General features: G+C 47.5%; 15 protein-coding genes. 7 read left to right on the forward strand and 8 right to left on the reverse strand.

From position 1 onward, the window contains the following. Positions 1-82 precede the first annotated feature (82 nt). The 4 genes from udk to ABTV53_RS00655 all read right to left on the reverse strand — a co-directional run bounded on the left by udk (position 83) and on the right by ABTV53_RS00655 (position 3,179). Positions 83-715 (reverse strand): uridine kinase, encoded by a 633-nt coding sequence (gene udk, locus ABTV53_RS00640; protein WP_433749518.1) that lies wholly within the window; start codon positions 713-715, stop codon positions 83-85. Between the two features lie 204 nt (positions 716-919). After that, positions 920-1,501 carry a VanZ family protein gene (locus tag ABTV53_RS00645; RefSeq protein ID WP_433749521.1) on the reverse strand — a complete coding sequence of 194 codons (582 nt, stop codon included), beginning with the start codon at positions 1,499-1,501 and terminating at the stop codon, positions 920-922. Between the two features lie 33 nt (positions 1,502-1,534). Next, the gene (locus ABTV53_RS00650; protein WP_433749523.1) at positions 1,535-2,659 is read right to left on the reverse strand and encodes a DUF4179 domain-containing protein; all 1,125 of its coding nucleotides are present in this window, start codon (positions 2,657-2,659) and stop codon (positions 1,535-1,537) included. Continuing rightward, on the reverse strand, positions 2,643-3,179 hold the full coding sequence (locus ABTV53_RS00655; RefSeq protein ID WP_433749526.1) for a sigma-70 family RNA polymerase sigma factor: 537 nt from the start codon (positions 3,177-3,179) through the stop codon (positions 2,643-2,645). The genes ABTV53_RS00650 and ABTV53_RS00655 overlap by 17 nt, the downstream gene beginning before the upstream one ends. Before the next feature lie 329 nt (positions 3,180-3,508). Between ABTV53_RS00655 and ABTV53_RS00660 the strand changes: the two genes are divergently transcribed. The 4 genes from ABTV53_RS00660 (at position 3,509) to ABTV53_RS00675 (ending at position 8,895) form a co-directional block, all read left to right on the forward strand. Next, positions 3,509-4,354 (forward strand): PRD domain-containing protein, encoded by an 846-nt coding sequence (locus tag ABTV53_RS00660; RefSeq protein WP_433749529.1) that lies wholly within the window; start codon positions 3,509-3,511, stop codon positions 4,352-4,354. A 137-nt stretch (positions 4,355-4,491) separates the two neighbouring features. Then, the gene (locus ABTV53_RS00665) at positions 4,492-6,420 is read left to right on the forward strand and encodes a beta-glucoside-specific PTS transporter subunit IIABC (protein WP_433749532.1); all 1,929 of its coding nucleotides are present in this window, start codon (positions 4,492-4,494) and stop codon (positions 6,418-6,420) included. Positions 6,421-6,471: 51 nt separating this feature from the next. Beyond that, entirely contained in the window at positions 6,472-7,929 is a 1,458-nt protein-coding gene (locus ABTV53_RS00670) for a glycoside hydrolase family 1 protein (protein WP_433749535.1), read from the forward strand. A gap of 6 nt (positions 7,930-7,935) precedes the next feature. After that, entirely contained in the window at positions 7,936-8,895 is a 960-nt protein-coding gene (locus ABTV53_RS00675; RefSeq protein ID WP_433749537.1) for a 2-keto-3-deoxygluconate permease, read from the forward strand. Between the two features lie 102 nt (positions 8,896-8,997). On the opposite strand, the gene ABTV53_RS00680 is transcribed toward ABTV53_RS00675, so the two are convergent. Further along, positions 8,998-9,681: a type 1 glutamine amidotransferase domain-containing protein gene (locus ABTV53_RS00680; RefSeq protein WP_433749540.1), complete on the reverse strand. Its 684-nt coding sequence runs from the start codon at positions 9,679-9,681 to the stop codon at positions 8,998-9,000. Between the two features lie 384 nt (positions 9,682-10,065). Between ABTV53_RS00680 and ABTV53_RS00685 the strand changes: the two genes are divergently transcribed. Further along, positions 10,066-10,524, forward strand: coding sequence for a hypothetical protein (locus ABTV53_RS00685; RefSeq protein WP_433749543.1), 459 nt, complete (start codon positions 10,066-10,068; stop codon positions 10,522-10,524). A 140-nt stretch (positions 10,525-10,664) separates the two neighbouring features. Here ABTV53_RS00685 and ABTV53_RS00690 read toward each other — a convergent pair whose 3' ends face one another. Together ABTV53_RS00690 and ABTV53_RS00695 are read right to left on the reverse strand one after the other, a co-directional pair. Then, positions 10,665-13,694 (reverse strand): DEAD/DEAH box helicase, encoded by a 3,030-nt coding sequence (locus ABTV53_RS00690; RefSeq protein ID WP_433749546.1) that lies wholly within the window; start codon positions 13,692-13,694, stop codon positions 10,665-10,667. Continuing rightward, the gene (locus ABTV53_RS00695) at positions 13,691-15,469 is read right to left on the reverse strand and encodes an SWIM zinc finger family protein (protein ID WP_433749548.1); all 1,779 of its coding nucleotides are present in this window, start codon (positions 15,467-15,469) and stop codon (positions 13,691-13,693) included. Before ABTV53_RS00695 ends, ABTV53_RS00690 begins: the two co-directional genes overlap by 4 nt. A gap of 281 nt (positions 15,470-15,750) precedes the next feature. Between ABTV53_RS00695 and ABTV53_RS00700 the strand changes: the two genes are divergently transcribed. Then, positions 15,751-16,569 (forward strand): endonuclease/exonuclease/phosphatase family protein, encoded by an 819-nt coding sequence (locus tag ABTV53_RS00700; protein ID WP_433749550.1) that lies wholly within the window; start codon positions 15,751-15,753, stop codon positions 16,567-16,569. Positions 16,570-16,724: 155 nt separating this feature from the next. Here the strand turns inward: ABTV53_RS00700 and ABTV53_RS00705 are convergent, their stop codons facing one another. Then, on the reverse strand, positions 16,725-17,552 hold the full coding sequence (locus tag ABTV53_RS00705) for a methyl-accepting chemotaxis protein (protein ID WP_433749553.1): 828 nt from the start codon (positions 17,550-17,552) through the stop codon (positions 16,725-16,727). Between the two features lie 374 nt (positions 17,553-17,926). Between ABTV53_RS00705 and ABTV53_RS00710 the strand changes: the two genes are divergently transcribed. Continuing rightward, a complete protein-coding gene (locus ABTV53_RS00710) occupies positions 17,927-20,170 on the forward strand; it encodes a glycoside hydrolase family 88/105 protein (protein ID WP_433749555.1) in 2,244 nt (747 codons plus the stop codon). Positions 20,171-20,226 lie beyond the last annotated feature (56 nt).

The following is a 20,226-nucleotide window of genomic DNA, read 5'->3' on the forward strand; positions in this document are numbered from 1 at the left end:
TTATTATAAATGAAAAATCAACAAAAAATCCAGATTACGCTGTATCGTAATCTGGATTTCTATTGTGTTGCTTTGAAACAAATTAAGCACCGTTCCAATTTTCCCCGGTGAGGTATTTCTCGGTGAGGATGGATAACATCTGAATACCTACTTCATTATGTCCGCCTTCTGGAATAATGATATCGGCATACTTTTTGGATGGCTCGATAAACGCATCATGCATTGGTTTTACCGTTTCGAGATATTGTTTGTACACCGATTGGATTGTGCGTCCGCGTTCCTCAATGTCCCGCAGTACTCTCCGCAGAATCCGCACATCGGAATCAGTATCAACAAATACTTTGATGTCCATTAGACTGCGAAGATGTTCGTCGATCAGCACATGCAATCCTTCTACAATGACAATATGGTTCGGTGCCAGTTCAACCGTCTCACCTGCAGCACGGTTATCTATGGTGAAGTCATATACGGGAGCATACGCCGCTTGGCCTTTTTTCAACAGGGTGAGATGCTCAATCAACAGATCATTATCGAATGCAAACGGGTGATCGTAATTGGTGAGTCGGCGTTGCTCAGGTGTGAGCTGCGACTGGTCTTTGTAATAATTGTCTTGGGATATAAACGTGACTTTACCTGATCCCAGACGGTCTATGACGGAGCGAGCTACCGTCGTTTTACCGGAGCCGGTTCCTCCGGCGATACCAATAATGAGCATGGTTGTTCCATAAGCCTCCCTAAAATGGCAGCATGATGAATGAATAAAAGCGCATCAGAAACCCTTCGTTCATGGCCTTTATCCACATGTCTGTCTCTGAATACACAATTCCTTCATTCTACCATAGCAGACGGCTTTTTTCATCTTGATGTATGGACCATCTTTTGCCTACAGGGACTTTATGCTGGCTTGTTCATATTCATTTTACTGCATGTCTTTGGATGATACTCCCCGTGGTGACTCCCATAGGGCCAGCAGGCGCTGTCCGATGGAACTTTTAGTGAACATATTCAGGATGACAAAACCAAGTACACTTCCCGTTGAGTTGGCTATTATATCGTTCAGATCGGTGCTGCGACCGTTGCCCAAGGTTACTCGGAGCAGGAGCTGTGTTATTTCAATGAGGAAACTTAAGGTCAATCCCGCTAATGCTGCTGTTCGTACTGAATGAATCCAAGATCTTATGAAAGGAAGCATGAACCCCAGTGGCATAAACAGCACGATGTTGAGGAGAAAGCTTGGTGCATCCGCGGTCAGAAGCGGAATCCATTGAATGCTTTGATACCATGGGGTCTGATTAGCATAGAGTCCGATGTTCACGTCGATAGGGAAAAATACAAAGTGCATAACGCCCAACATATATATGGCAAATGTGAGCATCGACACATACTGTCTGACCGTATACCTGGTTTTGCTCACCCTGGCATGGAGCATCAGGGCGAGCAGGACCAGAACGAATAACGGACCAAGTATGATGGGAGATGAGATTGAATATTGGATGGACATGGAATGGCTCCTTCACGAGGAAATGAGATCAGGCTATTGAAGCTGAATTTTCATTTCCAATCCCTTGATGAATTGTGTATCTTTAACCTCTTCTGTGAAGTCATCCTTGATCTCGAAGGGTTTCACTATCAGATATTTTATATCCTTGGCAGTTGTGGCATATATGCGTTCGGATGTTAATTGGTTTCCCTTATAGGTGCCCTCGCCGCTAAGTGAGGTCAGTTGCCGCCCTTGATCATCATAGACGGCAAATCCGATGCGACTCAGCTGCTCCTGCTCTTTTGCCGTAAGAGTACTCTTATCGTTCAATCTGATAACAGTAGTTAGGCGGGTGGTGACAGGGGTAACCTCCGCTTCCGTAACAGCGGCCGTATACAGATCGTTGGTCATGGCTGTGTTAGGCAGGACCTGGCGAATGTTTTCTGTTGATTTGGCAAAAGGAACTGTCAACTCAAACTCATGATCGATGCCCTGCAACGTTAATTGAACCTTGGCGTCGAACTGATCCGGAAATTGTGCCGTTCCCTGATCGGAGGAAATGACCTGCTCAAAGAGCAGTGTATTTGGCTGCGTTTCTCCTACCGCACTATAGAATAGTCCGCTATCCGAAAGGGACCCGCCAACTTTGAAAAAGACATTCTCAACACCACTGCTCAGTTTCACGATGTCCTTGCCATTGTCATATTCGCCTTGATTCAGATTAGGTGCAGTGAAATGAACCAGAAATGCAGCACGGGTACCATCATAAACTGTTTCAAGGACTTCCAGCTTTACATCCTGGTAAGCGACCTTGCTGTTAACAGGGGTAGTCAAGCCGTCGTTGCCCGCCGTTCGCAGACCCATATCGGCTTCGATTGAGCTGAAGAGGCTTCCTACGAGTGGGATGCTGCGTAAGGAGGCAGCCATGGCCGGTGATACAAAGCCGGATGCAAATACGGTCACGCCCAATACTCCGGCTGCGATCGTCGCAGCTGCAGCCTTGTGCCATCGCTTGTTCCGGCGACTGGAGCGCAAAGTCTGTTCGGTCTTCAATGTGTTTGGTGATGCCGGCAGAGATTCCAGTGTGGCATCAATCCGGTTACGCACGAGTTCAGACATCAGAGGACGCTCCTTCGCTTGGTTCTTTAATTCCTGATCGATATTAAACTGGTTTGACATGTAAGTTTACCTCCCGAAAATTTTTGAATTTCTGATATAACTCCTGCCTTGCCCGAGTAAGTCTCATTTTCACTGCACTTTCCGAAATATTCAGGGCATCGGCGACTTGACGCAGGGACAGGTCCTCAAAATAATGCAAAACGACTACAATTCGTTTCGATTCCTCCAGACGGTCTACCGCTTCTCGCATATCGACCTCATCGTAGGGACTGGAATGCTCCCGTTTTTCTGAAGGTACCTCCGCATAAGCGATGGATAGAGAGCGACGGGACAGCATCGTGTTGCATTCATTGATGAGGATCCGAAACAGCCAGGTTTTGAAATACCGGGGTTCCCGGAGCGTGTGCACCGATTTATATGCGTTCAGGATTGTCTCCTGAATGGCATCGGCCACGTCCTCCTCTTTTCTCAGCATGGATTTTGCCGTATTGTACAAAGCGTTTTCAATGTCTCGAATAAGCCGGATAAAGGCTTCACGATCTCCTTGGATGGCCTGGTTAACGAGATCGGTTGAATCCATGGATAACAGCTCCTTTCGTATTGGAGGGATGAGCTCAGCACTTGGCTGGTTTTTATATGAATTAGACTGGCGGGTAGGGCGTATGGTCACATTTTCTTTTTATAGTTTTAAAAAAGGGCGTTGTTATATATGACGTATCGTGTCTCTACCTTCCCTTCAATGACAAGAGAGACTGTTTTTTCCCTAATATTGGATGATTGACTTTTTCGAAAACAGCACTATAATAAACTTATATTCATAACACGGACTGTTACTGGGGAAACCAGGCATGACCGAATTCGATTGCTTAACTGTAATCGCTTTCGGTCTTTTTTTATTTTCATCGGGGGGTGAGGACATTGAAGGTTATTAAGAAAGTGAATAACAATGTGGCGATTGCCATTAATGATAACAACGAAGAAGTATTCGTCGTAGGTAAAGGGGTCGGATTTCTGAAAACGCCTTACGAGCTGACAGAGAAGGACTTGGTGGAGAAAATTTTCGTAGCACCGAAGAATATCCGTATGTATGACCTGCTGAACAGCATTCCAATTGAGGATATTTATCTCGCGGAGGAAGTCATCAAGCTGGGCAGTCAGATTCTGAATAAGCAGTTTAACCAGAACCTGCTTCTCACCCTGTCTGACCATATCAGTTTTGCATTAATCCGAACCAGAGAAGGCATTCGTATCAAAAATCCGCTGGAATGGGAAGTGCGGACACTCTATCCGGACGAGACCCGGGTGGGAGAGGCTGCGCTGAAGCTGATTCAGGAGAAAACGGATATCGCTCTGCCGACAGCCGAAACAACACTGATTGCTCTGCACTTTGTCAATGCACAGGTAGGCTCGGGAGAGATGACCGATACCACCAAGGTAACCACGGTTACGGGCGAGATCCTGTCGGTGATCAAATATGTGCTCAAAATTGATTTTCAGGAAGACTCCATTCACTTTATGCGATTTGCAACACATATCAGATACTTCATCATGCGGCAGATGAGCGGTGAATCGCTCAAAGACGAGAATGAATCGCTGTTTCTAATGGTGAAGGAGAAGTTTCCGAAGGAACTCGCTTGTGTGGAGAAGATTGCGGACTTTCTGAAAAACAACTATGGCTGGACCTGTTCTGATGATGAAAAGTTATATCTGATTCTGCATATCCAACGATTGATTTCGAATGAACCAACGGAATGAACGAGTGAAAGACTAACCGAATAATCCATATTGGACTGTTACTGATTCGATCAGGCATGACCAAGCGTAGGGAATGACGATTCCCCGGCTTGGTCATTTTTTATATATCCAATTTATTCATGTAGAGGAGAAGGGTCATGAACAACAAAGACTTGGCTAAAAACGTACTTGATCTCGTTGGCGGCGAGCAAAATATATCCGGGCTTACACACTGTGCTACCCGTTTGAGATTCGTATTGAAGGATGATGGCAAGGCCGATCTGAATGCACTCAATCAGCTTGAAGGTGTGCTTAAGGCACAGAATTCCGGGGGACAGGTTCAGATTGTTATCGGTGCCAAAGTCGACGCGGTATACCGTGAAGTGAAGAATCTGACTTCTGACCAGATTGGCGAGCTTACGGAGTCTACAGACAGTGGACCGAAAAAGAGACGTAACCCCGTCAATGTCGTGCTTGAAACCATCGCAGGTATCTTCACGCCTGTTCTGCCAGCACTCGTTGGTTGCGGGATGATCAAATGTTTGGCCACCGTAATTGCTGCACTTGGATGGTTGGAAGGGTCAGGGTTCATGAGCATCATTAACATGATTGGCGATAGCATCTTCTATTTCATGCCGTTCTTCCTGGCTGTTAGTGCTGCCAATCGCTTTAAAACCAATCCTTATCTGGCAGTTGCTCTTGCCGCAGGGTTGATGCATCCCGTTATTCTGGAGGCTGCCTCCAAAATTGCTGAAACAGGTGTGAAAAGCATAGACTTTCTGGGCATACCGATTCTGTTGATGAAATATTCATCATCGGTTATTCCCATCATCCTCGCCGTATGGATTATGAGTTACGTATATCCGGTTGTGAATCGGGTTGTCCCGAAATTTCTGCAAGTCCTGATTACACCGATGATTGTGCTGTTTATAATGGTTCCACTTGAGCTTATCATTCTCGGACCCATTGGATCTTATATTGGTAACTGGCTTACGGATGGGATTAACTATTTATACGGCACTGTTGGTGTTCTGGCAGGTGCGATTCTTGGATTCTTCAAACCGATTATGGTTATGTTTGGAATGCATTATGCAATTATGCCGATTCAGATTCAACAGATTGCTACTATAGGTTCCACCATGCTGTTGCCAGCTTCTTTGGCTGCCAATCTGGCACAGGCAGGAGCGGCATTCGGTGTATTATTTCTCACCAAGAATAAAACAATGAAATCCGCAGCTGGTTCCAGTGGTTTGACGGCATTATTCGGGATCACCGAACCCGCCATTTACGGTGTCACGTTAAGATACAAACGACCATTCTTTGCTGGCTGTGCTGCCGCAGGTCTGGTAGGCGGTTTTTATACTTTGGTAGATGCAAAAGCAACTGCCATTTCACTTCCAGGTGTGCTCTCTTTGGGGACTTATACAGCCGATCGGTATATCTACATTGTGATTGGCTGTATTGCCGCAGTTGTACTCGGCTTTGTGTTCACGCTATTGGCTGGCATCAAGGAAAATACAGAAGGAGCTAAACCGAAGCCGCAAGCAACTGATAAAGTTAATGAAAATCCAGCATCCGCTGCCACAGAGGTGCCTTCAGAGTCAGCAGCATCACTGACAACCACATCTGCTGACATGCTCATCGTGAGTCCAATGTCAGGGGAGATCAAACCGATCTCTGAAGTGGAAGATCAAGCATTTGCCCAAGAGTTAATGGGTAAAGGTATTGCGATTGTTCCAACAGAAGGCAAGGTATATGCTCCATTCGACGGAGTAGTCGAGGCACTCTATCGCACCAAACACGCCATCGGATTGAAGGCAGCGAATGGTGTCGAGATCCTGATCCATATCGGGGTGGATACCGTCAGCCTCAAAGGCAAATATTTTACCGCCCATATCGAACAGGGACAGACCATCAAGGCTGGCGATTTATTAGTGGAATTTGATCCAGAAGGCATTACGTCAGCAGGATATAACACCATTACATCCATTGTCGTCACCAACATGCAACAGTATGGAGACGTACTGAACACAGCGACCAGCGGCCCGATCCGGGAGAGTGAAGCACTGATCAAGCTAATCCCCTGAAACCTTAAATACGACCATTTAAATAACACGTAATAACAGGAGGAAACTAAAATGACTCATTCTAATTTTCCAAAAGATTTTTTGTGGGGCGGGGCGCTTTCTGCCTGTCAGGCTGAAGGTGCTTATAATGTGGATGGCAAGAGCCTGACCATTCCAGAAGTGATGAAGTTTAACGAGAAGAACGACCGCAAGGTGACCAAGCAGATCAGGGTGAATTGGGAGATGATTGAAGAGGCCCGGAACGACCCGGATACGGTTAAATATCCGAAGCGCCGGGGAATCGATTTTTACCATACTTTCCGTGAGGATATCGCTTTATTTGCCGAGATGGGCTTCAAAGTATTCCGTTATTCCATTTCATGGGCCAGAGTATTTCCAGGTGGCGATGATGCCGCTCCGAACGAAAAGGCATTAGCATTCTATGATCAGGTTATTGATGAATGTCTGAAACAGGGTATGGAGCCCCTGATCACCATCAGTCACTTTGATACACCAATTGTACTGATGGACAAGTTTGGGGGATGGTATAACCGCAAGCTGGTTGATCTGTATGTGAACTATTGTGATGTGCTGTTCAATCGTTACAAGGGCAAAGTAAAGTATTGGGTGACGTTCAACGAGATTAATATGAGCGTGAAAGCATCAGCCAAGACGCTGGGAATCATTGATTATGATGCTCCGAATTATGAGGAAATGTTATTCCAGGGGTTGCATCATCAATTTGTAGCTGCGTCCAGAGCAACCAAGATGGCCCATGAGATTGATCCGAATAACCAGATCGGAAGTATGGTGGCTTATTTCACAACGTATCCTTACACTTGCAAACCGGAGGACGCACTTCAGATGCAGCAGGATGATCAGATGAAAAATCAATTCTACTTGGATGTGCTCAATAAAGGTGAGTACCCCTACTATAGTAAAACGTATTTCAAAAATAAGGAGATCCAGTTGAACATCGAGGACAGTGATCTGGATAGCATTCGCGCACATACGGCTGACTTCGTGGGGATGTCGTACTACAACTCCATGATATCCAGTAGTGATACCGAACAACTTGAATTAACAGCAGGCAACGTACACAGCGTTTATAAAAACCCGCATTTGCCTGCAAATGAGTGGGGTTGGCAGATTGATCCCATTGGCCTGCGGTATACGCTTAATCTCGTCTATGATCGGTATCAAAAACCAGTCTTCATTCTGGAGAACAGCTCAGGCTTCTACGACAAGCTGAATGAGGACGGAACGATCAACGATCCTTACCGAATTGATTTCCTGAGCAAACATATTGAACAGATGGGACTCGCCATTGCGGATGGGGTCGAAGTGTTGGGATACACGATGTGGGGGCCAATCGACATGATCAGTTCAGGAACTTCCGAGATGAGCAAACGATACGGATTTATCTATGTAGATCAGGATGACTATGGTAATGGCACGCTCAAAAGATATCGGAAAGATTCGTTTTTCTGGTATCAAAATGTGATCCGTACCAACGGAGCAGAACTGTAACGCACCATGAACATTCTGGGTCGTATCAAAAAAATACCCGGCGGCTTGCTGATTGTTCCCATGCTTGCCGCCGCGGTCGTCAACACGGTGTTTCCATCGTTGTTTCAGATCGGAGATCCAACGACAGCACTATTCACATCGAAAGGTACCATGGTGCTGATTGGAATGATTTTGCTCGTGTCCGGAACACAGCTCAATCTGTCACAGCTTCTGGTGACCTTGAAGAGAGCAGGGGTACTCTGTATCTCTCGTATCCTCATTAGTTGCCTGTTTGGCTGGGCATTTGTACACTTTTTTGGCATTAGTGGGGTCGGGGGAGTTTCGGCGGTAGCTTTCATTGCCGTTCTGACCAGTTGTAATCCGGGATTATATCTGGCCTTGATGAATACGTACGGAGATGATGTGGATCGTGCTGCGTTTGGCATTCTGAATCTGATTGCCGTTCCGGTTATTCCGGTTATGATATTGAATTCGGCAAGTGGCGTCGGTATCGATTACCTCAGTGTACTTGCTACGTTAGTGCCTTTCTTGATCGGGATACTGCTTGGCAACCTAGACAGCAACATTCAGAAGATGTTTGCTCCGGGAACACTGATTCTGCTACCTTTCCTCGGCACAAGCTTTGGCTCCAATATTGATCTGCGTATCGCATTTCAGTCCAGTCTGTCCGGCTTGCTGGTCACGGTATTATTTATGCTGATCTGCATGCTGCCGCTCATTGGAATTGATCGCACGATATTAAGGCGGCCCGGTTACGCTGCGGCTGCGACATGTTCGGTTGCTGGACTCTCCATGGTGGTACCTTCGATGGCTACTGGGTTCAATCCGGCATATGCGCCCTATGTGGACACAGCCATTGCTCAGATTGCGTTTGCCGTGATCCTGACATCGGTCACCGTGCCTTATATCGTGAAGCGACTGGCTAGAGGAACAGCGGCGGAAGCTTCGACACAAGCAAATCATTAAAAAAACAGCATGTGTTCTGTCAGGTCATGACGGATCACATGCTGTTTTGCTTTTACATCTATATGATCTCCTGGGGGGAGTAGAGGGATCGATCGGTTTATTTTACAGACCCAGCAGTTGTTTAACACTTTCAGCTACCGCTTTGCTGGATTGCGGATTCTGTCCTGTGACCACGCGGCCATCTGTTGTGACATAGGAACTGAAGGCAGCAGCTTTATCGTACTGTGCGGCACGTTCTCTCAAAGCATCTTCCAGCAGGAAAGGAACATATTCGGTTTGTTGTGCCAATGCTTCCTCTTCATTCGTGAAGCCGGAGACGGTTTTGTCTTTGATCAAGAGCAAGCCGTTTGACAACTTCACGTTCAGCAGGGCTGTAACCCCGTGGCACACACCGGACACAACGCCACCTTTTTCATAGATTTCACGAGAAAGTTCTTGAAGTTCCGCATTGTCCGGGAAATCCCACATTGTACCATGACCCCCTGTGAAGTAGATCGCATCATAATCACTTGCATTCACTTCGCCAGGTTTCAACGTATTTTTCAATTGGTTCATGAACGTTTCATTCTCGAAATAGGCTTTGGTGCTTTCATCCAGGGAGTCACCCAGACTTTTCGGATCAAGAGGTACGTTACCCCCTTTAGGACTAACCAGATCGATCTGAACATTGTCATTATGGTCGAATTCTTCAATAAAGTGAGTTGCTTCGCTCAGCCACAAGCCGGTAGGCTCCTCTTTCGTTGCGTATTTATCTACATTTGTTAGTACAACCAGTATCTTTTTCATATAAAAACCTCCCGTAAAGTGTATAACATTCGTTTATATTAAATATCACAAAATTAAATTGTGTAAAATACATTATTAAACATAACATAACCATGTTCTAAAGTAAAATCATGAACGTATCTTCGATCTCCATTGTTACTTTCAAGCGTAGGCGTAAAGAACAATCTAGTCGTAGTTAATATGCCCTTTGAGAATGCACGTTTACTTATAATGCGCTGTTTAATTTACTCAATTTGTAAGCGGAAGTAGGCGTGTGTAAGGGATATCAAAATCATTTCAAATTTGATGTTAATTTGATTGAACAACTAGTTCTTTTGATTTAGAATGGCGGAAGATGCCATCAAAAAACTGGTACATATTACATAGGGACTCGGAGGAACACAAATGAAACGTTCAGGTAAATTTTTCGCTTCAACAGCAGTTGCTGCTGTCGCTGCAGTCTCCATCGTCTCTTCAGCCTCAGCAAGCCCAATCTCGAACATCTCGAGCGTAATACCGATTGACATCAGCAGTATGGATATCGAAACGGCTTTGATGATGGTTCAGAGTGAACGCACCAAATTGTTGGATGCTCAACTGCAAACGCAAATTCAAGAGGTACAGAACCGCAATCAGCTGATCGCGGAACTGAACTCTCAATTGCAGATAGCCCAGCAAAACGGGGATGAAGCAGCTGTTCAAAAGCTGAAAGGCCAAATTGATGCTGCGAGTAACTCTCAACAGATGGACATGCTTCGTCTGCAGTCCCTGTCCAACAAGCGCAATGAAGCATTTGATGTCATGACAAACTTTATCAAAAAAATGCAGGGATCAAGATCATCCATCATCGGTAACATGCGTTAAGAACGGATGATTAACTGCAACAATACAAAGAGAGCGAAGCTGGAATTTAAATTCCGAAACTTCGCTCTTTTTTTGTAATGCTTATTCATTTTATTTCTCTGAAATCCGGGTTTGGCCTGTACTGTAAATTTACTACCGAGTTAACCCGACCAGTCACGACGCCGAGTGAACAGATCCTTCAACTCATCCGTCGACAATTCGGTAATCCAGTTCTCGGAGCTTGTGATGATGTTATCGCTGAGCTGCTGTTTGCTCTCCAACATCTCGTCGATCCGCTCCTCCAGTGTACCGAGAGAGATGAACTTATGCACCTGTACATCTTTGGTCTGACCCATCCGGTAAGCCCGGTCGGTGGCTTGATTCTCAACAGCAGGGTTCCACCAGCGGTCAAAGTGGAAGACATGATTGGCTGCGGTCAGATTCAACCCCACGCCGCCTGCCTTGATAGACAAAATGAAGACGGACGGTTGCTTGTCCTCAGGCAATGTACGGGATTGGAATTCCTCAATCATACGATCCCGTGCCGTCTTGGATGTGCCCCCGTGCAGATACAGCACAGGTTCCTGCAACTCCTGACGCAGCACCTGTTGCAGCATCTGACCCATACCGATGTATTGGGTGAAAATCAGGCATCGCTCGCCCTCGTCCCTTAATTCCCGGACGAGCTCCATCAGTCGCTCCAGCTTTGCGGAGCGGCTGATCAGCATCGCCATATCCTGCGGGCTGTACACGTCATAAGCAGATGTCAGTGCACCGTCTTCGGGGAGTACCTCCGGCAAAGCTTCTTTCGTTAGCAGCAGAGGGTGATCACACAACTGTTTAAGCTGGGTTAACGCCGATAGAATTGCACCTTTGCGCTTGATGCCTTCCAGTTCTTTCATTTTATCCATCAGGGCCTGCACAGACTGGTCATACAATGCACTTTGTTCACCCGTAAGGTGAATGTAGGTCTTCATCTCGTTTTTGTCCGGCAGATCGAGCTGGATATTCGGATCTTTTTTCTTCCGGCGCAGCATGAACGGCTTCACCAATTGCTGCAGGTCCTGCATCCGCTGCTCATCCTTATCCTTCTCTATGGCGCTGATAAAGCGAGTCTGGAATGCCCGTGCACTGCCCAAATATCCTGGATTGGTAAAATCATAGATCGACCACAGCTCGGACAACCGATTCTCGATTGGTGTGCCTGTCATGGCAATACGGTGTTTCGCCGGGAAACTGCGAACAGCCAGCGACTGTTTGGTCTGAGCATTCTTGATATTCTGCGCTTCATCGAGACAGATGCATGACCACGTATAATTCTGCAACATTTCCTGATCGAGTGTAGCGGTAGCAAAGGACGTGATGATAATGTCCACTTGCTCTGTCTGCTCCCGGAATTCTTCCCCGCTTAATCGGCGTGCTCCGTAATGCAGGCTGACATGAATGGAGGGCGCGAACCGGCTAATTTCTTTTTGCCAGTTGCCCAGTACGGAAGTCGGACAGATCAGAAGTGCCGGAGCCTGTCCCGGCTTACGTGGTTCATGTTCTTTGATGTGTAATAGATACGTAATGAACTGAATGGTTTTTCCGAGACCCATATCATCAGCAAGACATGCCCCAAGACCGAATCTGCGCAGAAAACCAAGCCATGCAAAACCTTCCTTCTGATACGATCGCAGCTCGGCATGAAGTCCTGTCGGAATGGGCAGTGAAGGCGCACCGCCTTGTCCGCCTCCCAATTGTGAGATGACCCGGTTGAGGTGTTCGTTAAGTTCAACCTCCAGCCGAATGTTCTCATTAGCCTGCGGTTGCTCTTCCTCCTCGGCTTGTTGTCCTTCCTTCCATTTCTGGTTGCGATATTCCCGTTGCTCATTGTGCAACAGATGCAGGTGTAGAATATCCTGAAATGAGAGTCCCTGTTCCCGATCTACACCGCCCATGGCACGACGTATCTGTTCCAGCAGGTCGGGGTCGAGAGGAACCCATTCTCCACGGAAGCGAACCAATCGTTCATTACGGGCAACAAGATCGGCGAACTCATCTTCGCTGAGATCCGTGTCACCAATCGCAATGCGCCAGTCAAAATGAATAATTGAGTCCAGTCCGAAGAAGGACTGTCCCCGCTCACTGCCTTCCTCTGGCTTCACCTTGGCGCGCAGCTTAGGCTTCTTCTTCCGGGCTGCTTCCCACCAACCCGGGAGCAAGACTTGCCAACCCGCTGCCAGCAACCAGCCGCTATCCTGTGTAAGGAACTGCCAGGCTTCCTGATCTTCCAAAGGATCACTCAGCACATCCCGTCTGCCGCTAATAGAGCTTGCAAGACGCGGCAGATGTGCGCGAAGCTGATCCAGCCATCCAGCGGAGCGATCCAGAATGAATGGTGTCCATACTTCTGGCCATTCCCCTTCAAGTCTGCCGCGTGAATCCAGCATGACAGGCACCAAGATGGCGGCATCCAGCTTGTTCTGCAACACCAGTCGCAGCCGCCAAGCTGGCTCATCCTCGTCCGGCTCCTGCAATTGCAGCATAGGTCTGAATGGTGCGGCATCTGCTTTCCAGCCAATGGATACGAGCCAGGACTGAGCATCCATTCCGGCTGTCTTGGGTAGAGTACCGCGCTCTGGGAACAACTGCGGGAATTCACGCCGCAGATCGGTCGCAGCTTCCTCCGAACTGTACCAGCGTTGGAATACGAAGGCGGAGTAAGCTGCCCCGAGCCCTTCCGCGTAGCTCTCGTCCGTCTGTTGAATCGCTTTGGTAAGCGATGCCCGCTCCTGCTTTTTCAAGCTGTCCGGGTCCCAGGTCCACTGAAGTTGTCCTGCGCGATAGGCCTCAAAGCTGGGTACGTATTTGCGTTTCTCGATAGATGCTGCGAGTGCAGGAGCCAGTCGAATCAGATGTTCCGCTTGCTCGTCCCACTTCCATTCAATATGAAGCAGCGTGTGCATCTCGGCAAAGAAGGGAATGACTTCTTCTGCGGGCAGAACAACCAGCTCAATCTCTTCAATCTGCCGAACTTCCAATTCGGTACCGTAGAAGGAAGGTGCATGCCAAGCGAACAATCGCTGCTTAAGCGACTGTCCCGATACAAAGTGGTGTGTGTTGAGTGCTCCGTAAAACAAAGCATCGCCATATCCGGTTAAAGCGACGTGAACCTCAATCGTTTCAGTGTAAGGATGAATTAAGCTCATGAGATCAGTTTACCTTTCCGAAGCTCTTCCTGCAGGGCGCGCAGCCGACTGTTACGAACAGCGAGTGTTGTGATGAACTGCTCCCAGTGGGCTTCTTGCTTCAACTTTTTATAGATTTTGGACAGACGTTTCAGCAGCTTCACCGCTGCCTTGTATCCATCCCTGTTCTTGTGTCCGATATAACGCTCCACCGCCTGATGATAGAAGGGGAGCAGCAGTTCAGGTGCTTCTTTTTCAATCGGTTGCAGCACCGCTACGCGGAATTCGAGAGGCTCCGTCCCTGTACTCAGCTGAAAATCAATCCATCTGCGCCACTGTCCACGCGAATGCATGGCATCTTCATAGGCTGGGCGAGAGTGGGGGAGCATGCTGACAAGCGTGTCCCACATACGGTTCTCTGCATCGGGCAGATGTTGAATGGCTGTGTCCCACAGATGCATGTAATCATTTAAAGGTGTGTTGCGCCGATTTGCCAGAAGGGGGCCAAGTTGTACCAACCAATCCCCAAGCCGCTTCCATTCAGCCGAATCTGCGAGTACATGGAGAAAATGCAGCAGTTGTTCTGGCGGGAAACCGTAGGCCGAGCTTCCATGGATGAGTCGCTGCCATGCCTGATCATCCTGCCCCAGATGTAAGTACATCCAGCTCTGCGCAAGTACGAGTGGTAAAGGCAGGGATATGGCTTTGCCTGGTCTATCACTACTGCTTCCATTACTCTGAGCGCTACCCAAGACACTTCCACCTGACTGGGAAGGTGCCGAAGTCGCTGTTAAATTGCGCTCTATATCATTTAAGATAGCCTGTTCTGACGCTAACATGTCCCGGGACCCTTGAAGCTCAGGCACAATCCAGTTCAACCACAGTTGTCGATAGATCGGAGTGAAGAACATCATGCTGGCTGTCTCAGGCATCATCTGTTTACGTAAATAAGCTGAGGTTTCAGACAGTCTGTTCCAAAGTTGTTCAAGCTTGTTTCCCTTTAGACCGGACAAGTCTAGCGGATGGCTAAAGATCCGTTCAATGTCTTTCAGAAGTGCATCCACCACGAGCTGGGCAGGGTAGCTCAAGTACACAGGGGTATGCGTGATGGAGTTACGGGCCGGAGGCACGCAGAATCGTATAAGGTGCAGCTGTACATGTAGTTCAAAAAGTTGGTTCATCGCAGCATTCAGCCTTGGCTTAATGGCATATAGCTCGTCCGTTGCTTCCTGCACGTAGGATGTGCTTGGTGTGCCTGTACCCAGCCGTCTCAGACAGGAGTGGAATAGCTCATGCCATTCCGGGATTTCGAGACCGGCAAGCTCTGTTGCACGCTCCTTGATCTGGCTGTATTGGTTGTCAGGAATGTCCATATCCTGTTGTTCATCAGCTTCGGCATAGCTGGATCGTCCTGCGGACATGGCCCCGACGGGTTTGGTCGTTTGTTTGAGCGCAGTACTGGAGTGTGCATTCACAATCGCATGCACAGGTCGCTCCAGTTGCTCGGCATAATTCATCAAGACAGCCGCCATATGTTTGCATACGGAGCTCACCGGACAGGTACAATGACTTGTAGACAGGGATTGCATGCTCAGGGTGACTTCATATTCTTCCGATCCTTGTACAACGGCCGAGATCCCTTGTTGTTCGGAATAGGTTAATGGTCCGACACGTTTCTGTTTATAATATTGGAATCCGCGCATGATTGTCAGGTTATTAAAATGCTCCGCAACCTGCCTGATCAACTGTTGCCACTGCGCATCATCCATCCTCATGTTATTCGGTATGTTCATCATTCCATCTCCTGGGGTAAACATAGGTTCAGTAATCACCACGTCTATGACGTGATGTTGTAAATTCATTGTATCCATCATATCAGTTATGAGCCGATCCGTGCATGGGTTATAAGAATATGAAATTCTTTTTGAACAAACATCAATCAAGGTTGAAAAAGAGGGTGCTGTTAGCGAGTGGCATGCATGATTGCCCCATATTGTGTATGCTTATCGTATGTATTCCTTTCAGGAACGATGCAGGCCGGGGTAACGGTCATATTACAAACAACAGGAGAGAGCACATGAAAATACTGACGTTAAACACACACGCTTGGGCGGAAGAAGATCAACTGAACAAGATCAGTCAGCTGGCTGATTTTATTAATACACATCAATTTGATGTCATCTCCATGCAGGAGGTTAACCAGTCCATGCAGGAAGCGGCGCTTTCTGGAGAAGAACTGAAGAGGTATTACGCTACTGAATCCGATGCTGTGATTAAAAAAGACAACTATGCCTACGTCCTGCTTCAGCAGCTGACAGAGCAATATTACTGGACGTGGATTCCCGCGCATGTCGGGTTTCAAAAATACGATGAAGGACTGGCGATCCTTAGCCGGACGCCGATTACACAGGCTTTTGGGGAATATGTATCCCACATGCGGGATTATAACAATTACCGTACACGCAAGATTGTGGGAATCCAGACGGTCGTCCAAGGTGAAGCAACCTGGTTTGTGAACGGACATTATAACTGGTGGGATGATGCGCAGGAACCTTTCAAGGGACAGTGGGATTTGACGGAAAGCAAGCTTGCCCCTTACATGGCTCAACCGTTATATATCATGGGTGATTTTAATAATGTCGCGGAAGTGCGTGGAGAAGGCTATGATTATATGATGAGCAAAGGTTGGAATGACCTGTATACCACAGCATTGCAAAAGGATGAAGGAGCAACCGTGGTGAAGGCCATTGCCGGTTGGGCAGATAACAAACGCGATCTTCGGATCGACTATATTTTCTCCAATCGTCCGATTCAGGCCAAGTCTTCCACCGTGGTCTTAAATGGTAAAAACGGGCCGGTTGTGTCCGACCATTTTGGCGTCGCTGTAGAGATCTAACAGCCAGTCGACTATAAATGGGATATCAACTCATTACGAGACAAAGCCTCCGCTGACTTCCTGTTAAGGGAAGTGTAGCCGGAGGCTTTTCACATGTTATATCATGTTCTATGTACATTTCATATCGTTCGTTATTTCTGTTGTGGAACTGGCTGTTACTCGAGGGCCAGCATCTGATGTACGAATTTTTTCAGATTTGCGCTTGTCTCGCTAAGTTGTTCGATACTTTCCATGAACTCGCTAACGAGTTTGGCCTGATCGACGGTTGCGGTGGTAATCTGACCGATCTCCTGCTCCATATGTTTCATGGTGTCCTGTACACTACCAAGGGATGTTTCGATATCAGCCGCTGCTTGCTTTGTATGATCGGACAGTTTGCGTACTTCACTGGCAACCACACCGAAGCCGGCTCCCTGATCGCCCACACGGGCCGCCTCGATCATGGCGTTCAGTCCAAGCAGATTGGTTTGTTCCGATACTTCACGAATGACGTTTGTTACTTTAGACACACTGACGGAGTTCTCTGAAGCTTTTTTGGAGTTGCGCAGAATCTCTTCTGATGTCGCGGAGAGTTCTTCGGAATGTGCTGCAATCTGCTGAATGCCACCGACGAGCGCATGAATGGTCGTTTCATTTTCACGGATCAGATTTTCGAGGGTCATATGGCTATCCAGTGCGTAGTTTACACCCAATATACCCACGACCTGATCGTTTTCCTTGATGGGAATTAGGATGGCGTCGAAAGGTCTGCCTTGCAGATCACCAGGCATGCGTGCCACGGTACGCGTATCCTTGTTGGTGAGCATTTTGAAATCTTTGTAATCGTCATGCAGCTCATCTCCAACCTTCACACCAATCTCCAGACTTTTTGCTTCGGAAAAATACAAAACTTTCTCATGATCATTAATGGATATGGATATGTCGTCACGGAACATTTGGCTAACAAAAGGCATAGCATTTACCAGAGATTCAAGAGTATTCAATGTGCATCTTTCCTTCCCGTTACAAAAAGTGGAATTTTTCAGCCTACTATCTATATCGGCAACGTTTTCTGTTTTTTTAAACGAATGTTCAAATAGAAGTTCAACGGGCGAGACATAAAATGAGACTTTGAATTTATTTGTAAGCGCAAACAAAAATCTATAGCCACCATAGAACATGTCAGTTATACTGGGATTATTAATTGGTGTCTGAGTAAACGAGAAGGTATTAACGTTCAGGGCAAGGGAGTTTCTTACGGAGGTTAAGCGCTATATCTCCTGAAGCTGTGATAGCAGGATACGGATCTGGCCTGCCCAGGCGAACGTTTTATTTCGGATAAGATTCTATTTCAACGCGAGAGGGATGTGTGCCATCAATGACGACCTATTTCAGTGAACCGCAGAGCATGTATTACCGATTTGGAGAAGATCAGGATCAGGTGCTGAAGGTGCTGGCCGAGAGATATATTGGAGCCAATGCGCAGGCTGATTTTGTATATCGGGTATTCCAGAAGTCTGGTATTTTGCAAAATGAAAAAGGGCTTTATGATCTGAATTTAGGTAAACGCTTTCCTGATGCACCCAAAGACCATATGTCTTACGCAGCTGCGCTGGTCTGGGGGGATGAGGACCGGAACCTGGATGTGCTGGTTCGCTGTTATGGACCTGTTCGCTTTTATTTCAATGAGCAGTTGGTCTATCGCTCTACCGTAATCGATGAGATTAGTCCTGACGCAACGGTGAAGCTCAGCATCGACATCAAGCCGGGCTGGAACACCATTTGGCTGGAAATGAAAAATACCCCTGCCGGATTTGGCTGCCAATTTGGTTCAGATGAAGGTAAAGTGCGTATTCTGAACGTATTTGCGCCGTTTCAAGAGAGACGGGGACAGGCAGGTTGGGTGTTCTCCCAACCGAACCCGGTCGCGAGTAAGCAACCAGACCTGCTTGGAACAGAAGCAGATTGCAGTTTGAAGTGGCTGCCTGAGACAGACTGGTTTGATGAAGATATCACCAAGTCAACGCTTGAACGAATATACGGGCATCTTCCTGGAAAGCATGCTTATGCTTGGACTCATCTGAACAATACCGATTCAACCGGAAGTCAGGTTCGGTTGTCAGGTCAATCCTCCGGTTCTCTAAATATATGGATTAGCGGCAAGCCTGTGGCGCAAATAAAGGAGGCGGGTCCGTTCGAGGTGGATGTACCAGTCTCTTTTGGACGGAGTGACCTGCTTGTTCGAAGTGAATGCAACGCTACGGCAGGATCGTGGCATTTTAATCTGAACGCAACCGTTTCGGGTAAATCACTTCTACTTGAACTTCCTCAGCGTGTGCACGGTGCTTCCGGAGATTCCTGGTTATATGTTGGGCCTTTTGAGTCGGGGGTTGAACCGGATTTGCAGGATCTGACCCGAACGGACCGAGTGTACCAAACAGGGCTAGAACAGACATATTGGCGCTTGGATCGACCGGATGCTTGGATCAGACCTTATTATGAAAATGCCATGTTAAGCAACAAATGGACCGTTGGCAGTGTGACCAATTATGGTCGCTGGGATTATCCGTTGGGTGTCACTGTATATGGTCTATTACGGACGGGGCGTTATTTGCAGAGACCGGACATTACACGTTATGCGGCTGAGCATGTGCAAGCATGTACCCAGATGTATGAGTACTCATTATGGGATCGGCAGCAGTATGGTTTCCCGGCAGTCAATCAACAACTGGTCATGCTAAAAATGCTGGATAACTGTGGTTCGTTTGGTTCGGCCATGCTGGAAGCGTATTCAGAGTGTCATGAACCAACGTTTCTTCCGATTGCTGAACGGATTGCAGATTTCATGCTTTCCCGCCTGGAACGGCAGGAAGATGGGGCATTTTATCGCACATGTGTAGGGGAGTATGCCGAGAATACCATGTGGGCAGATGACCTCTATATGAGCACGCCGTTTCTCGTTCGTTATGCACGGGTGACAGGCAATTCAGCCGCATTGGATGAAGCCGCAAGACAATTTTCACTGTATCGGAAGTATCTGTTTATGCCTGAGTTCAAGATTATGTCCCATGTGTATGATTTCAAATACGGACAGGCAACGCAGATTCCATGGGGACGGGGAAATGGCTGGACACTGTTTTCCTTGACGGAGGTACTGGAAGCTTTGCCGGCAGAGCATCCCGAGCGCTCAGCTTTAATAGATTTCTTCAACGAGCTGTGTGAAGGGTACGCGGCACTTCAAGGGGAAAGTGGGTTGTGGCATCAGGTGTTGAATGTTCCGCAGACGTATGAAGAAGCCTCCTGCACGGCGATGTTTGCCTATGGTTTTGCGAGAGGTGTACGCTTTGGCTGGTTCAAAGACCCTGAAGTTTACGTCACAGCTGCCGAGCGGGCTTGGAAGGGACTCATCTGCAAAGCAATTGATCGTCAAGGGAATGTACATGGCGTGTGCAGTGGATCACGATATGCGTTTACGGCAGAGTATTATGATCAGGACTTGCGTACCGTCACCAATGACAATCACGGAATTGGCATTATGATGCTGGCAGGAACTGAGGTTGCCAAAATGAAGAAACATCTGGCTGAGCACAAGGTGAATTCACCTGGCGTCACGCATTCCTGATAAATCATATTTGAGACGGGAACATCACCGCCGGGAATGGTATTCCCGGTGGTTTT

The sequence above is a fragment of the Paenibacillus amylolyticus genome, from assembly GCF_050990605.1.
Taxonomy (GTDB): Bacteria; Bacillota; Bacilli; order Paenibacillales; family Paenibacillaceae; genus Paenibacillus; species Paenibacillus amylolyticus_H.

Bases quoted from the DNA above. Each gene is read 5' to 3' on its own strand.
- ABTV53_RS00675 (WP_433749537.1), top strand. From the start codon at position 7,936: ATGAACATTCTGGGTCGTATCAAAAAAATACCCGGCGGCTTGCTGATT.
- ABTV53_RS00670 (WP_433749535.1), top strand. From the start codon at position 6,472: ATGACTCATTCTAATTTTCCAAAAGATTTTTTGTGGGGCGGGGCGCTT.
- ABTV53_RS00665 (WP_433749532.1), top strand. From the start codon at position 4,492: ATGAACAACAAAGACTTGGCTAAAAACGTACTTGATCTCGTTGGCGGC.
- ABTV53_RS00700 (WP_433749550.1), top strand. From the start codon at position 15,751: ATGAAAATACTGACGTTAAACACACACGCTTGGGCGGAAGAAGATCAA.
- ABTV53_RS00650 (WP_433749523.1), bottom strand. From the start codon at position 2,659: ATGTCAAACCAGTTTAATATCGATCAGGAATTAAAGAACCAAGCGAAG.
- ABTV53_RS00685 (WP_433749543.1), top strand. From the start codon at position 10,066: ATGAAACGTTCAGGTAAATTTTTCGCTTCAACAGCAGTTGCTGCTGTC.
- ABTV53_RS00655 (WP_433749526.1), bottom strand. From the start codon at position 3,179: ATGGATTCAACCGATCTCGTTAACCAGGCCATCCAAGGAGATCGTGAA.
- ABTV53_RS00680 (WP_433749540.1), bottom strand. From the start codon at position 9,681: ATGAAAAAGATACTGGTTGTACTAACAAATGTAGATAAATACGCAACG.
- ABTV53_RS00645 (WP_433749521.1), bottom strand. From the start codon at position 1,501: ATGTCCATCCAATATTCAATCTCATCTCCCATCATACTTGGTCCGTTA.
- ABTV53_RS00710 (WP_433749555.1), top strand. From the start codon at position 17,927: ATGACGACCTATTTCAGTGAACCGCAGAGCATGTATTACCGATTTGGA.
- ABTV53_RS00690 (WP_433749546.1), bottom strand. From the start codon at position 13,694: ATGAGCTTAATTCATCCTTACACTGAAACGATTGAGGTTCACGTCGCT.
- ABTV53_RS00695 (WP_433749548.1), bottom strand. From the start codon at position 15,469: ATGATGAACATACCGAATAACATGAGGATGGATGATGCGCAGTGGCAA.
- udk (WP_433749518.1), bottom strand. From the start codon at position 715: ATGCTCATTATTGGTATCGCCGGAGGAACCGGCTCCGGTAAAACGACG.